At 63.5% G+C, this 13763-nt stretch carries 13 protein-coding genes; 6 read left to right on the top strand and 7 right to left on the bottom strand.

Going from position 1 to position 13763, the window contains the following annotated elements; translation table 11 throughout:
• Nucleotides 1-95 precede the first annotated feature (95 nt).
• Nucleotides 96-917, bottom strand: a complete 822-nt coding sequence (locus F792_RS0101130) for a matrixin family metalloprotease (protein ID WP_018168034.1) — start codon at nucleotides 915-917, stop codon at nucleotides 96-98.
• 462 nt (nucleotides 918-1379) lie between these two features.
• Here F792_RS0101130 and F792_RS0101125 point away from each other — a divergent pair, with 462 nt between their 5' ends.
• Nucleotides 1380-1862 carry a hypothetical protein gene (locus tag F792_RS0101125; RefSeq protein ID WP_196799398.1) on the top strand — a complete coding sequence of 161 codons (483 nt, stop codon included), beginning with the start codon at nucleotides 1380-1382 and terminating at the stop codon, nucleotides 1860-1862.
• 487 nt (nucleotides 1863-2349) lie between these two features.
• Here the strand turns inward: F792_RS0101125 and F792_RS0101120 are convergent, their stop codons facing one another.
• Complete coding sequence (locus F792_RS0101120) at nucleotides 2350-2721, bottom strand: rhodanese-like domain-containing protein (protein WP_018168032.1); 372 nt, start codon at nucleotides 2719-2721, stop codon at nucleotides 2350-2352.
• 136 nt (nucleotides 2722-2857) lie between these two features.
• Between F792_RS0101120 and F792_RS0101115 the strand changes: the two genes are divergently transcribed.
• Nucleotides 2858-3226, top strand: a complete 369-nt coding sequence (locus tag F792_RS0101115) for a rhodanese-like domain-containing protein (RefSeq protein WP_018168031.1) — start codon at nucleotides 2858-2860, stop codon at nucleotides 3224-3226.
• A gap of 199 nt (nucleotides 3227-3425) precedes the next feature.
• On the opposite strand, the gene F792_RS0101110 is transcribed toward F792_RS0101115, so the two are convergent.
• Nucleotides 3426-3629 carry a hypothetical protein gene (locus F792_RS0101110; protein WP_018168030.1) on the bottom strand — a complete coding sequence of 68 codons (204 nt, stop codon included), beginning with the start codon at nucleotides 3627-3629 and terminating at the stop codon, nucleotides 3426-3428.
• 199 nt (nucleotides 3630-3828) lie between these two features.
• On the opposite strand from F792_RS0101110, the gene F792_RS0101105 reads away from it, so the two are divergent.
• Both F792_RS0101105 and katG read left to right on the top strand, forming a co-directional pair.
• Nucleotides 3829-4377 carry a glutathione peroxidase gene (locus tag F792_RS0101105; protein WP_018168029.1) on the top strand — a complete coding sequence of 183 codons (549 nt, stop codon included), beginning with the start codon at nucleotides 3829-3831 and terminating at the stop codon, nucleotides 4375-4377.
• Nucleotides 4378-4612: 235 nt separating this feature from the next.
• The gene (gene katG / locus F792_RS0101100; RefSeq protein WP_018176554.1) at nucleotides 4613-6805 is read left to right on the top strand and encodes a catalase/peroxidase HPI; all 2193 of its coding nucleotides are present in this window, start codon (nucleotides 4613-4615) and stop codon (nucleotides 6803-6805) included.
• A 361-nt stretch (nucleotides 6806-7166) separates the two neighbouring features.
• On the opposite strand, the gene F792_RS0101095 is transcribed toward katG, so the two are convergent.
• From F792_RS0101095 to F792_RS0101085, 3 genes are all read right to left on the bottom strand, one after another.
• On the bottom strand, nucleotides 7167-8369 hold the full coding sequence (locus F792_RS0101095) for an NnrS family protein (protein ID WP_018168027.1): 1203 nt from the start codon (nucleotides 8367-8369) through the stop codon (nucleotides 7167-7169).
• Between the two features lie 229 nt (nucleotides 8370-8598).
• On the bottom strand, nucleotides 8599-8931 hold the full coding sequence (locus F792_RS0101090) for a DUF3634 family protein (RefSeq protein WP_018168026.1): 333 nt from the start codon (nucleotides 8929-8931) through the stop codon (nucleotides 8599-8601).
• A 157-nt stretch (nucleotides 8932-9088) separates the two neighbouring features.
• The gene (locus tag F792_RS0101085) at nucleotides 9089-10456 is read right to left on the bottom strand and encodes a DUF2254 domain-containing protein (protein ID WP_018168025.1); all 1368 of its coding nucleotides are present in this window, start codon (nucleotides 10454-10456) and stop codon (nucleotides 9089-9091) included.
• Nucleotides 10457-11355: 899 nt separating this feature from the next.
• Between F792_RS0101085 and F792_RS0101075 the strand changes: the two genes are divergently transcribed.
• Both F792_RS0101075 and F792_RS0101070 read left to right on the top strand, forming a co-directional pair.
• Entirely contained in the window at nucleotides 11356-11961 is a 606-nt protein-coding gene (locus F792_RS0101075) for a PEP-CTERM sorting domain-containing protein (protein WP_018168024.1), read from the top strand.
• A gap of 724 nt (nucleotides 11962-12685) precedes the next feature.
• Nucleotides 12686-13033 carry a hypothetical protein gene (locus F792_RS0101070; protein ID WP_018168023.1) on the top strand — a complete coding sequence of 116 codons (348 nt, stop codon included), beginning with the start codon at nucleotides 12686-12688 and terminating at the stop codon, nucleotides 13031-13033.
• Between the two features lie 156 nt (nucleotides 13034-13189).
• Here the strand turns inward: F792_RS0101070 and F792_RS14395 are convergent, their stop codons facing one another.
• Nucleotides 13190-13633 carry an N-acetyltransferase gene (locus F792_RS14395; RefSeq protein WP_077276993.1) on the bottom strand — a complete coding sequence of 148 codons (444 nt, stop codon included), beginning with the start codon at nucleotides 13631-13633 and terminating at the stop codon, nucleotides 13190-13192.
• Nucleotides 13634-13763: the final 130 nt, after the last annotated feature.

The following is a 13763-nucleotide window of genomic DNA, read 5'->3' as shown; positions in this document are numbered from 1 at the left end:
CAGGGGCCGCGGCAATCGGTTGACGTGCCACGGGTGGGGGCCGCTCGTGGTGGAGCAGGGGCATGGGAAAGACCTGCCCCGGAATTGACTCGGGGCTATTTCTCGCCGATGCCAAGGCCGCTATCGACACCGGTCACGGGCACGATGCGGCCGTTCGGGTCAAGGAAGAGGTCGCTGGTGAATGCGCTTTCCCCGTCCTCGGTCGGCATCTCGGCCAGTTGGGTATCGAGGGTATCGGCGGGGCGCCCGTAGAGCCGCTGGACTCCGCGCAGATCGCCGGGCTGCAGGTCGGCGAAGTCCTCGGTGTACCTGAATCCCATCACCTGCCCGGATGGCCCGGGATGGTCCAGGCCGATGGCGTGACCGATCTCGTGAGTCAGCGTATAGCGGATGTCGTACACATCCTTGTTGCCGTCGAATCCGACCTTCCACTCGTGAGCAGGATTCAGACACACCAGCGACTGTTCGATGGTGCGCACATCCACTTCCGCATCGGGCGAGTAGGAAACGTTGGAGAAATCGTCCGAATCGGGTGCGTAGGCTACGTTGGCGAATGCCCGTCCACGCGGCTGCCCCTGGGCACCGAGGATGATATCCGCCTCCCGGGTATCGCTCACCTTGTGGAATGACAGACCGGCCGCGCGCTCCCAAACCCGAAACGCCGCCGCGGCCTCGCGATCCAGCGTCTCCCTGGAGAGGGCTTCGCCCAGAAGCTCGTCAATCGGTGCGAGATCGCGGCAGTTGTGCGCATCATCGAACCGTAGCGCCTCCCCGGCAAAGGCATAGCTGATGCTGGCCCCCACCCCTAACTGCTGGTCTCCCCACTTCACCTTGTAGCCATCCAGCTTGAGCAGCCGATACCCACCGTCGTCGGCAAGGGCCGGCAGCGGGAGTGCCAAGGGCAGAAAGCCGGCCATTACCAAGGCTAGCGCGGGAAGGTGTGCATGCGTGACTGATCGCACCGCAGTCTCTCCTGGTCGGGCCCCGTCAAGAGCGCCTTCAGGGCGCGCGAGGCTCCCGCGCAGCGTAACATAACGGACGACTAACGCTTATGTGTGGCATCGAACCGACGAAGCAGTCGGTCGCACCCAGAGTCCGAACGGGGCGTCCTGCGGTCAGCGCACCGTACTCGGCTCAATCTGCGGCGTGGACCCGCGCAGGCGAGGGTGGGGCGCGTATCCAAAGCCGAACCAATAACCCCGCGGTGACGTGTCATTGCGGGCCTCGAAGGGGCCGTGGTAATCGGCTGAAGCCCCACGAATTCGGGGCGCTGGAGGGGAGCAGGCGCATAACCGAAGCCCTACGGGGTCAAACCTTGCCCTTTGCCCGCGCCTACTGCCCGTGCCGGGAAGCCAGACTGGATTGGAGAGACGCGTTTGATGAATCGATCGTGGCCCGTGCTGGGCCTTTGCATCTCTCTGGTTTTCGCCGGCGCAGCCTGGGCGGACACCACGGAGCTGGACGGCGACTGGGCCTGTCCTGCCGTAATGCAACTGGCCGCCATTGGCTCGAGCCAGCTGAATCTGCAGCTCGATACGCGCTCCCGTCTGCATCCGGACGGGCGGTACAAGAGCGAGGGCGATGCCGTGGCCCAGTTCGGCCTGTGGCCGCTCACGCTGATCGCGACCAGCGAGGGGCAGTGGCAGCGCGAGGAGCAGCAGCTCACGCTCACCGTGGAAGCCCTGGACCTGTCGCCCGGCTCCCCATCAGGTGTCGAACTCCAGCGCCAGCTGATCCGGCAGATCACTACGCGGCTACCGGAACTCCCGCATACGGAGGTCACACGGATCGTCACCGAATCGCCCACGCGCCTCGTGGTCGAGCACGCGTCCGGCGAACAGTACACCTGCCAACGACTGTGAGCCCTCGCGCGGGCGCAGACCGAGATCTGCCCCGTCTTCCCCTTTCCTGACTAACAACGAGAGTCAGCCAGTCACGGGGATCATCCGGGGACGACAATGGCCCGTCGCAGGGTGCTTTAATCCGGGCCTTTTGGGAATGTCACTCCCCCCGGGGCCCTTGCCCCTGCACTGTCATCCCGGCCGGAGCGTAGCGGTTATCCGGGATCTCCCCCGTCGGGGCAACCCCAGCCGCCGCCGAGATCCCGGATAACCGCTACGCGGTTTCCGGGATGACGAAGAAGGAGGCGCGTGGAGCCGCTGGGCGCGTACCGCTGCGCTCCAGGGCCACCTTCGGCCACCGGGTGCTGGACACACCCGAGCCCGCACGGTCCTTGGACCTGGCTGACCCTCGTGGCGAATCAGCGTTTCTTTAAGATGGGGCAACGGGAAGATGGGGCAACGGGCAAGGTCGGAAAATCCGAAGCTGGACCCCCGGGCCGTCCGGTCGTCAGGCGGAGCTCTTCGAGGTGTCGTTTGCCTTCTGGTAGGCGCGCAGTCCCCCGGCGATGGACTGGACATTGGTATAGCCCAGATCCACCAGCTGGGCCGCCGCCAATGCCCCGCGGTTGCCACCATTGCAGAAACAGACCATGGGCGCGTCCTTGTCTGGTGCGACTCCCTCGATCTGACGCGTGATGGAATCCAGCGCTACATTGCGGGCGCTCGGCAGGCTGCCTTTCTGGTACTCCCCGGGTTCGCGCACATCGATGGCCACCGCACCGGATGCCAGGCTGGCGTCTACCTGTTGCGGCTCGATCTCGTTGATGCGAGCGCGCGCGGCTTGCGCCCGACGGAGAAACTCTTCGTCGTGATGATCCATAATGATTTTCCTTTCGGCGATGGTTTTTCGCGCGGTCAGTGCTGAGAACAGCCCATCCTCGCCGCGTCGCGAATTAGGTACGGGGCACAAGACAAAGTTCGACCGCGTTCTTGCCTGTGGACAGGAGGTGATCACGATGGGTTTGAGCCAGTGGTGGCCGTTCGGCCGCGTGCCGGAAATGAGCCCCGAGGAACTGGCGCAGGCGATGGAGAATGCCCAGGTGCAAGTGCTGGATGTGCGCACCGGTGTCGAGCATCGTCGGAGTCGTATCCCGGGCGCGCGTCACCTCCCGATCACGCAGTTTTCCAGGCAACGCCTGGCGGACCTGGAACTCGATCCCGATCGTCCCGTGGTGGCCATCTGCCTCAGTGCACACCGCAGCATCCCTGCCGTGCGCAAGCTGCGGGCCCGCGGCTACGAGGCCCGCCAGCTTCGCGGCGGCATGCTCGCCTGGTGGCGGGCAGGGCTGCCATGCGAGCGGGGAGGTGAAGGCGTCGGTGGATAAGACCTGCGACCGTTACGCGGGCCCGGCAAGCCCAGAAACGGGGCGGCCATCCCCCTCGGCCGCATGCTCTCGGAGTGCAAGGGCGCCGTTTCCGGCCCAGGGCCCAGCGTGCGAGCCCTTGGAGCGGCCGTTGCGCTCAGGCGCGCCGAGTAAACGCAGTTCGCGGCTTGCGTCCGTCCCCGGCCGGCCGGCCGGTATCTCAGTCGTCGTCCTTGTCCTGCTTGCTGCCCGGAGTGATGGCACGTCCCACCGCTCCGGCGGTCTTGCCGGTCGCCTTTGCGGCGCCGGTGGTGACGCTGACGGCGGCGCTTCCCGTGGCACCGGCGACCTTCACGGCCGTGCAGCCCGTGGTCAGCGGCAGGATGATGGCGAGCAGCAGGAGCGGGCGGGTGTAGGCAATCATCGGCTAGAGACTTCGTTGATGTCTGCGATCAAGGGTACGCCCGTCATGCCCGTGAGGCCATGGCATGTCCAAAAGGGAGCACCGAAATGGAGGATGTTCGGCGCCATCGTGGCCCCGGGCTGGCGGTCACGAACCAGCCCTCCACAGAACCCGCAGGTGCGCCGCTGGTCTGAAGGTCGAGCCCCTGTGGAGACTTGCGATGTCCCGTTTTGCGCCCCTGTTCGCTTCCCTGTTGCTGGTGCTGCCGATGGCCTGCGCAACCGCCACGGAGCCCGATACCGAGGCCTTGTTCCAGCACGAGCTGGGCCGGCTGCACGCGTCCGAGATTGTCAGCCTGCAGGAACGCTTCCAGGGCCATCCGCTGCTGATCATCAATACCGCCAGCCATTGTGGTTACACCGACCAGTTCGGTGGGCTGGAACAGTTGCATCAGGACTACCGGGACCAGGGGCTGAAGGTGGTGGGCTTCCCCTCCCACGACTTCAATCAGGAGGCCGACGACGAGGCCGAGACCGCCCGGGTGTGCTTCGAGAACTTCGGCGTCACCTTCGACATGTTCAGGCCGATCAGTGTGCGCGGCGCGGACGCCCACCCGATCTTCCGCGAACTGGCGCGCCAGGCCGCCGCCCCGCGCTGGAACTTCTACAAGTACGTGGTGGACCGAGAGGGTCGGGTGGTGGCGCACTTCCCCAGCCAGGCTGGCCCCGGGTCCGCCAAGCTGCGCCGCGCGATCGAGAGCATCTTGTAGCCCATCGCGCTATAGAGGCGCTCACGGAAAAATAGCGGGAGACTATCTCGATCATGGTGAATATCAACTGGAACTAATGGTTCGTGGGGCCTAGCTTCAAGGGCAGGTGGACAGTGAAGCCCACCCTGGCCGAAGGTGGCCCAGGGTCGGAACGGCTTGCGGTCCCTGAGGAAAGCCATCGATGACACATGGATGACGGCTTCCGAAACACGAACCAGCTGAACGCAGCGAAAAAATGGAGAACGATATGGGTGAGCATCAGAACATGGGCAAATGCCCGGTCATGCATGGCGGCGAGACCGCCGCCGGCCACTCGGTCATGGACTGGTGGCCGGAAGCGCTGAACCTGGACATCCTCCATCAGCATGACCGCAAGACCAACCCGATGGGCGAGGACTTCGACTACCGGGAAGAGGTCAAGAAGCTCGACTTCGACGCCCTGAAGAAGGATATGCACGCGCTGATGACCGAGAGCCAGGCGTGGTGGCCGGCCGACTGGGGCCATTACGGCGGGCTGATGATCCGCATGTCCTGGCACGCGGCCGGCACCTACCGTATTGCCGATGGCCGCGGTGGCGGCGGCACCGGCAACCAGCGTTTCGCGCCGATCAACAGCTGGCCGGATAACGTCAGCCTGGACAAGGCGCGCCGCCTGCTGTGGCCGATCAAGAAGAAATACGGCAACAAGATCAGCTGGGCGGATCTGATCATCCTGGCCGGTACCGTGGCCTACGAGAACATGGGTCTGAAGACCTTCGGCTTCTCCTTCGGGCGCGAGGACATCTGGCATCCCGAGAAGGACACGTACTGGGGCGCGGAGAAGGAATGGCTGGCACCCTCCGACGAGCGCTACGGCGACGTCGACAAGCCCGACACCATGGAGAACCCCCTGGCAGCCGTCCAGATGGGCCTGATCTATGTGAACCCGGAAGGGGTCAACGGCAAGCCCGACCCCCTCAAGACCGGCGAGCAGGTCCGCGAGACCTTCGCCCGCATGGCCATGAACGATGAAGAGACCGCGGCGCTGACCGCCGGCGGCCACACCGTGGGCAAGTGCCACGGCAATGGCGATGCCGGTGCGCTGGGTCCGGATCCCGAAGGGGCCGATGTCGAGGAACAGGGCTTCGGCTGGAAGAATCCCAACATGCAGGGCAAGGCCGCCAACGCCGTCTCCTCGGGCATCGAGGGTGCCTGGACCACCCATCCGACGAAGTTCGACATGGGGTACTTCGACCTGCTGTTCGGCCATGAGTGGGAGCTGAAGAAGAGCCCCGCCGGCGCCTGGCAGTGGGAGCCGATCGAGATGAAGGAGGAGGACAAGCCGGTAGATGCCAGCGATCCCTCCATCCGCCACAACCCGATCATGACCGACGCCGACATGGCGATGAAGATGGATCCGAAGTACCGGGCCATCTGCGAGAAGTTCATGGCCGATCCCGCGTACTTCCAGGACTGCTTCGCCCGCGCCTGGTTCAAGCTGACCCACCGTGACCTGGGCCCGAAGACCCGCTACATCGGTCCGGAAGCGCCGCAGGAAGACCTGATCTGGCAGGACCCGGTGCCGGCCGGCAACACCGACTACTGCGTCGAGGCGACCAAGAAGAAGATCGCCGAGAGCGGCCTCAGCATCGCCGAGATGGTCAGCACGGCCTGGGACAGCGCCCGCACCTTCCGCGGCTCCGACATGCGCGGCGGCGCCAACGGTGCCCATATCCGCCTGGCCCCGCAGAAGGACTGGGAGGGCAACGAGCCGCAGCGCCTGGACCGGGTGCTCAAGGTCTACGAGCAGCTCTCCGCCGAGACCGGCGCCAGCGTGGCCGACCTGATCGTGCTGGGTGGCAGCGTGGGCATCGAGCAGGCCGCCCGGGCGGCCGGATACGATGTCCTGGTGCCGTTCATTCCGGGGCGTGGCGATGCCAGCGCCGAGATGGTCGATGCCGACTCCTTCGCGCCGCTGGAGCCGCTGGCGGATGGCTTCCGCAACTGGCTGAAGAAGGACTACGTGGTCAAGCCGGAGGAGATGCTGCTCGATCGTGCCCAGCTGATGGGCCTGACCGCGCCGGAGATGACCGTGCTGATCGGCGGGATGCGCGTGCTCGGCACCAACCATGGCGGCAGCAAGCATGGCGTGTTCACCGGCCGTGAAGGCCAGTTGACCAACGACTTCTTCGTCAACCTGACCGACATGGCCAATGCCTGGAAGTCTGCGGACAGCGGCATCTACGAGGTCCGTGACCGCAAGAGCGACCAGGTGAAGTGGACCGCCAGCCGCATCGACCTGGTGTTCGGCTCCAACTCCATCCTGCGCAGCTACGCCGAGGTGTACGCCCAGGACGACAACGAGGAGAAGTTCGTGAACGACTTCGTCAGGGCCTGGACCAAGGTGATGAACGCCGACCGCTTCGATCTGGAGCAGTACCAGCAGTAAGCGCGGTCTGAACCGGGCGGTTTGCCCGGCATGCAGACCAGGACGCCCGGGACCATCCCGGGCGTTTTTTTGTGCCGAGGGTTCGGCTACTGCTGCCCGGTGCGCGAATTCCCGGTCGCCCCCGTCCTTCGGCTCCCGCGACCGCCGGAGGGCAACCGCCCGCGCCTGATCCTCCAGGCCTGTCTGGCCCCTGCGAGCCCGCAACCACTCGGCCTCCGGGTGGTAAACGTCGTCCGGCCTTCACCCAACGCCGGTTTCGACGCCCAGGTCGGGCCGTCCAGGACCTTCAACGAGCCCTTCGCGCCCGGACAAGCTCGTCAAGCCAATCGGTTGCCGCAGTCCGGCCTCGACAGTTCGGTAGCTAGCCGTAACGCCCGTCGATGCGTGGTTTGACCAGCATCGGGGCATAAACCCAGAGAAACCCGGCGAAGGCCGCGATCCACAGGAGTTGCGAGGCGCTCATCCAGCTGGCGGTCAAGGCCGGCCAGAGCAGGGGGCCGGCCACCCGTACCAGCGCCCCCGTGGCCAGCAGGCCGAAGAGCAGCCCGAGGACCCGCGGAGGGTCAAACACGTTACGTCCGGTATGGCCCAGGGCGACGCGCGTCATCATCCCCAGGGTCATCATGCCGATACCCCCGTAGGTGAAGGCGTGCAGCGCGGCCATCGGGCTGAGGGGCGTGAATTCGGCCACGGCCCGCAGGGCAAAGCCGATCACGATCCAGCCATAGGCCATCATCAGCACCCACAGCAGTGGCTTGTGCCACAGCGCCGGCGTATGCCAGCCCGCCCAGCGCATGCCATGCGCCACGGCCAGCCCAGCCGCCAGCCCCGCCGCGACCGGTGCCCATGGCAGGAACACCTCCACCAGCCAGAAGGCGAGCAACAGCACCAGGGCGAGACGGTCCAGCCAGTCCCGGTTCACCGGCGTAAAGGCACCATCCAGCCCGCGCTCGATAAAGAACGGGATGACCCGGCGCCCCATCATCAGGATCAGCGACAGCACCAGGTAGACCCCGGAGTAGAGCCCCAGGCGCTGGCCGCCATCGAGCAGATCGAAGGCGCCCAGGTAGAACAGGCCGTTGCTCGCCCCCAGCAGCGCGATCTTGCCGATCACGGCGAGCTGGGCCCATTGGCGCGTCTGCCATACCGGGCGGGCCAGGGCGGCCAGCAGCCACAGGGTAAAGCCGAGATCAAACAGCGCCATGGCCACCAGCCCGGGGTCCCCGAACAACGCCGCCACCCGGCCGCCGAGCCAGAGCCCGGCCAGCACCAGCAGCGCGGGCCCGTGGGTTGTCTGTACCCCGGTCCAGTTGCGCACGGCCGTGAGCAGGAACCCGGCGACGACCGCCATGGCGTAGCCGAAGATCAGGGTATGGCCGTGCCAGGCGAAGGGCCCGCCAAAGGCGGCCGTGGGCAGCGCCGCCATGTCGAATTGGTAGAGCCAGGTCCACAGACCCACGACCAGCACGGCGTACAGCCCCGCCAGCAAGAAGAACGGGCGAAAGCCCAGATGGCTCAGGGCAAACCGATACGGTCCCGGCTCTTCGATATTCAGCTTCAACATCGCTCCCTTGGCCCCGCGGGGCTGGTACCCGCCATCTCGTCGCGAACCACCCAGAAGACGCGTTCGCACCCGCTCATATAATGCATGCAGTGTGAAGCTTTCTGCGAACTTGGCCCCTTCGTCATTGCGAGGCCTCGAAGAGGCCGTGGCAATCGGTCGGAGTGGCCTGGATGCCGCTCGATTGCCACGGGACCAAAAGCCAGGGACTGACCCCGAGCCCCGCGCCTCGCTATCCCGTCGCGCGCATGCCGCCGCCTCCCCCTCCGCCGGGCGGGGGTGTCCAGACGTTGCGAAAGGCCTGATGCGTCTTCGGTGGGAGGTGGCGGGAGAAGCGCAACTCGACACCCCGGTCGGTGCGCACGGCCTGGATCCGGCCCTGCTTCAGCCCGTATCGTCGAGCGACGTCCTCGCAGCCCCGCACGAACCCGGACGGCGGCTTGCCGCGCCGCACGCGGGCAGCGCCATCGCGCAGCTCCACCGAAAACACCTGCCGGGCATGCCAGAGCATCAGCGCGACGCCAAGCCCCAGCAGGGCAAACAGGATCAGGAACGTGAGCAGCATGATGGATGGCGGGACAAGGGTGCGCCCCAGTGTAGCGCACCCCATCCGCAGTTCTTCGCCTCTGCTCGTCGGCGACTCGTCACCGCAATAGCCCATTTACGGGCCCAAAAGCCCCGTGTAAGCCCTGGAAATAGCCCTTCAAATTCTCAAAGCCGCGTTAACTCAGTCCGTTACCGTGGTCCGACCCTGTCCTTGGCGACACGCTCAACAATTGTTTTGCATATTCAAAGCGTTCCTCTACCTTCTGGCGGTCCTCAACTTCGGGCTGTCCCTCACTAGCCCCACGGGCAATCATTTCAGCGTGCCGTAACAGCGCAGCGCGATCCTCTGGCCGCTGTACGAATCTCGCGACCTCGGCGATCGTTTCCAGCAGGCGGACAGTAACCGCGGTGTTCGAGCGGGACACTTGTCGGATCTGGTTGAAGGCCGCATCTGTGACGTCCACAAAAGTAGACCCTGGAGCAATCACCCTCAGCTGATCCGTACTGTCATAACGATAGGGCGATGGCATGTCTCGCGTAGCCAAACGACTCAACGCGGACGCCAGGTGGTCTACGCACGTAATTGCCGTGAACGGGTCATTCACTCCCGAGGAGAGGGCACGCAGAGCGACCTCCACGAGTTGGGTAACCGCGAACTCGATGTCCTGGCCCGAAGTCCGCTGGTTACCCAGGGCGAAGGTGTCGTTGACCTGATCCGCAGGCACGTCGGCGGCCCTTTCTCCCGGCCAGACCAGCATCAGGGGGCCACCGGAGACCACATAGTCGCCGGGTACTCGCTCCAGTCGAATGACCACATCCTTTTGCATCGCCAACTCGATCAAGGCGTCCGTGTCGATGAACTGAATGTATCCGTCCGCGCTCGCTCGAATGGGACGAGCCTCCCGGTCAAATACGTCCAGAAATGCCGACTCGGGTGGTGTTGCCGACGTCCGTGGCGTCCCCTGCCCGATGTGTTCCGGAAACAGGCGGTCCACCCCGGCGATCAACTCGTCGCTCACGCGCGCCACGATTTCGTTGGCCTGCATCGAAACAGACACGTGGTGAATGAAGTAGATCAGCACCCCCACGCTCGCGACCGCAAAGAGTACGCCGAGCGTGATTGATATATGAGGAACGAAAGCAACCTCCTCCGCGCGCCGGATGGTAAGGAGGACCAGCAAGCAATACAGGAAGGTGGCGACGAACGTGCCCAGCACGACCTGAGTCGTCGTATCGCGCAGGAAATTGCGGAGCAAGCGCGGCCCCAACTGCGACGTCGCCAGCGACAGGGCGACCAGCGTCATCGAAAACACAACTCCAGCGATGGTGATCATCGATCCGGCGATGACCCCCAGCACGGCGCTGGCCCCCTCGGCTCCACCGGTGAATGTCCAGCCCCACGAACGCAACAACCAGTTCGTCACCGGCCTATCCAGGGCGACGCTTATGAAGGCCAAAAACACCGCGCCCAGGGCCATCATGGTGGGGATGAACCATAAGCTGGATCGAATGCGGTCCCAATACCTGAAAGTCAGTGTTTTCACTATGACGCCTCATTCACTCACATGCTGTCCGCCGGCTTACCGTGGTCCGGCCCCGTCTTCCTCCATTCTCCCGACCCCGGGAGATCCTATCTTCCGTGGAGGATGACCAAGGCCGTTAGAAGCATCACGTTCGCGGCGAGGGATGCCCATAGGACGATCGTCTTCCAGTCTGGACTGGGTGGGGCCCCGGTTGTCGAGTGCGACGTCTGAGCCGGGCGAGTCCGGCGGGCGTCAGCACCTGGCTTGGATGTTCCCCCGGTTCGATCACCCCTCGCTTTCTTGGTATGGGGTGTTTGTTTCTCCTGGACATAGTCGCGATCGTAAAGCCCCATCTCTGTCTCCTTTTTTGTACTACTCCGTTTCTACAGCAGAGTACGCCGCGTGTCGTCAGGACCGGAAGGGGCGGGGGAAAAGGTTGAGATGGCTTCATTGCGCGGCCTCGCAGAGGCCGCGCAATCCGTCGAGGCAGCCCGAGGCCTTACCGGTCGCCTTCGCGGTGCCGGAGCGGGATCCTCTCTCAGAGTAAGAGCCCATTTATGGGCCGCAATGCGCCGTTTAACGCCCTCAAACAGCCCTTTGGGTTCAGAAAGCCCCGTTAACACGGCCTAGTTACCGTGGCCCAACCCCGTCGATGTGACCTGGTCGAGGTCCTTCACCCGTGCACGCGTCAGAACCCTTTACACCCGATGATCGCGTTTGCGACCGCCCCCCGTCGGGTGCGCGTAACCTACGGTTTTCCAACGTCAATATAGAGCGGAATCCAGCGGGCATGGATGTTGCAAATTCGTGGGCGAGCGCAGACCCCAAACCACAACCTGCCTGCGCAGACCCACGAGGTAACAACCATGACTACAAAGACTGTACGGGGCGGAACCCTCGCCCTTCTGCTCGCGGGAGGCATGATTGCCGCCGGCTCGGCCTCCGCCAGCGTCATCAACTGCTCCGATCTCGACGGCAACCTGGGCGACAAGGTCACGCCCAACCAGGGCTGCCAGGTCCTGGAGCCGCTTGACGGCAACGTGAATACCAGCCTCACAGTCGTCAACAATGCCGAGTTCTTCGGCTACTCGGACTGGCTGTTCGACGGCAAGTACGAGGACACCAACGGCAACCTGATCAACGACCCCAATGATCCGGCAACCATCGTGAGCTTCAGCGGCGATGCCCAGAGCGGGACCTGGGAGCTGGTGGTTCTCGACTTCTGGAGCAATTTCGAGAACCTGATGTTCGCGTTCAAGGATGGCGCCGACACCAACATCGTGGCCTACGACATGCTGAACGGCGCCCTGGGCGGGACCTACGCCACCCCGTTGACCGCCCCCCCGTTCGATTTGTCGGGCGCGGGCGAGGATCGCGACATCTCGCACATCTCGGTGTACTACCGCGGTAACGGAAATAACGAAGTACCGACCCCCGGCTCGCTGCTCCTGGTCGGTATCGGCCTCGTGATGCTCGGCTGGGCCCTGCGCCGGCGCAAGGATCCCGCCCCGGCCTCGACGGCGTAAGCCACCGCAGCACCCTGTCCGAACGGGCCCCGGAAGCGATTCCGGGGCCTTTCCCCTGCGGCCGGCGCAGATCTGCCTCCGGCGGGAGGGGTGCCGGTTTCCCCGCGGCACAAGGTTGTGCCGCCAGAACCGCCCGCCGCAGGTGGTTGAGCCTGATGCAGGCTGCAAAGCCCTTTGCTATCGCAAAGGCAATCAAACCGGTGCAGCGCAGCGTGCGCTGCAAATGCCAGGATTCCATCACCGTCGTCCGTCCCATCATGGATGACACTGTCTGGTCATCCCGGAAACCGCGCAGCGGTTATCCGGGATCCCCGCGGTTGGGGGTGGAATCGGTGTCCGAGTGTTTCCCGAGCTGGGAGATCCCGGCTCTACATTTCGCTACGGCCGGGATGACCGGGGTGGGGCGTGTAAACGTAGGTGTCCTCTTTTTGATCTGATGCCCGAAGCGCCGTCATTGCGAGGCCTCGCAGAGGCCGCGGCAATCCGTCGGAGCGGCCCGAGACTCTACCGGTCCCTTCGCGCTGCCGCGGCTGGACCCGATTTCCGAGTAAGAGCCCATTTGTGGCGCGGAATACGCCATTTAAGGCCCTGAAACAGCCATCTATCTTCAGAAAGTCCAGTTAATACACCTAGTTACCGTGGTCCGACCCCGTCCTTGCCCGCCCTTCTAAAGGCCCGCTCGTATAGACTTCGCGCTCTTTCGGCCGTCATAAGGAAATGAACTGTGCTCTTCCCAATCGATGTTTTAGGTTACGTTTTGGCTGCCTCGGTCGGGGTCGCGGGGCCCACAGGCGCGCGGTTGAACAACACTGGTGAGGTGCGGGCGGCCGCAAGATCGATGCCGCTGCTAGTAACGGTCCTGACCATTCTATACGGCGTTTCAGGTTTTTCTGCTGTCTTCTATTTTTCTTGGGCGCACCTGAACTGGATTCAGATTGTCTCGTTTTTTGTCGTTTGGTTTTTGCTCGGGGACCGTCTGGCGAAGGCCGGCAATGGTTCAGTGGTCTGGACAGCATTTATATTGTCTGTTCTGTTAGCGGGTTTGTCTCAGATCCTGATCGTTGTTGGGTAAGTGTGGAGCAAATAAACATCGGAAAATATGTTCAGAATGTGTACCTTTGGGGGGCGTGCCTTTTCCCCTGCCCCGGCCTAAAATGAAAGAGGCAAGGCCTGACCCTGGTATCTCGCACGTAGTTACAGGTCCGCAGGGCCGAACTGCTTTGCTTGGCTATGCGCTGTACGTGTAGACATACCATTCGCTCTTTTTTGTATTAAGGGAGTCGTAAAGTTTTTGAGCCGGATGATTGTCTTGGGCTGTAAGCCATTGAAGTCTTGCTGCACCCTTTTCCCGGGCGAACTCCAAGCAATGATTGATCAGCCGCTTACCTATCCCGTTTCCTCTATGGGCTGGCAATGTATAAAGGTCGCTCATAACGCCGACCCGAGCGGGAATACTGGATACATACGTGAAATATACAGTAGCAAAAGCCACGGCGTCTCCGGCTTTGCTCCTGAACAGGAAAATGCAGCCATTATTTCCATTTTCGCTGAACTGCGAGAAGAACACTCGATTCTTCTCGTCATCAATTTCCTGAACCTTGTAGAACTCCTGGTATTTTCTAATCAGCGGGAGTACTTCTTCGATGTTCTTACTTGACACTGCTTCTATCACTTGACGAGTCCTCTAAAAGCATAACGCCAACAGCACGCGCGCCTGCGCAATGGAGGCGAAGACGCACGGGACTTCGGGGGCAGACCTTGCCTCTTGCCCCGGGGCAGGGTCCGGGAAGGCTGCAGAATCG

Source organism: Thioalkalivibrio sp. ALMg9 (assembly GCF_000380625.1).
Taxonomy (GTDB): domain Bacteria; phylum Pseudomonadota; class Gammaproteobacteria; order Ectothiorhodospirales; family Ectothiorhodospiraceae; genus Thioalkalivibrio; species Thioalkalivibrio versutus.
This window is presented reverse-complemented; position numbering and strand designations above follow the sequence as displayed.

Coding starts and splice junctions, on each gene's coding strand:
- F792_RS0101130 (WP_018168034.1), bottom strand. CDS start 917: ATGGCCGGCTTTCTGCCCTTGGCACTCCCGCTGCCGGCCCTTGCCGAC.
- F792_RS0101125 (WP_196799398.1), top strand. CDS start 1,380: ATGAATCGATCGTGGCCCGTGCTGGGCCTTTGCATCTCTCTGGTTTTC.
- F792_RS0101120 (WP_018168032.1), bottom strand. CDS start 2,721: ATGGATCATCACGACGAAGAGTTTCTCCGTCGGGCGCAAGCCGCGCGC.
- F792_RS0101115 (WP_018168031.1), top strand. CDS start 2,858: ATGGGTTTGAGCCAGTGGTGGCCGTTCGGCCGCGTGCCGGAAATGAGC.
- F792_RS0101110 (WP_018168030.1), bottom strand. CDS start 3,629: ATGATTGCCTACACCCGCCCGCTCCTGCTGCTCGCCATCATCCTGCCG.
- F792_RS0101105 (WP_018168029.1), top strand. CDS start 3,829: ATGTCCCGTTTTGCGCCCCTGTTCGCTTCCCTGTTGCTGGTGCTGCCG.
- katG (WP_018176554.1), top strand. CDS start 4,613: ATGGAGAACGATATGGGTGAGCATCAGAACATGGGCAAATGCCCGGTC.
- F792_RS0101095 (WP_018168027.1), bottom strand. CDS start 8,369: ATGTTGAAGCTGAATATCGAAGAGCCGGGACCGTATCGGTTTGCCCTG.
- F792_RS0101090 (WP_018168026.1), bottom strand. CDS start 8,931: ATGCTGCTCACGTTCCTGATCCTGTTTGCCCTGCTGGGGCTTGGCGTC.
- F792_RS0101075 (WP_018168024.1), top strand. CDS start 11,356: ATGATTGCCGCCGGCTCGGCCTCCGCCAGCGTCATCAACTGCTCCGAT.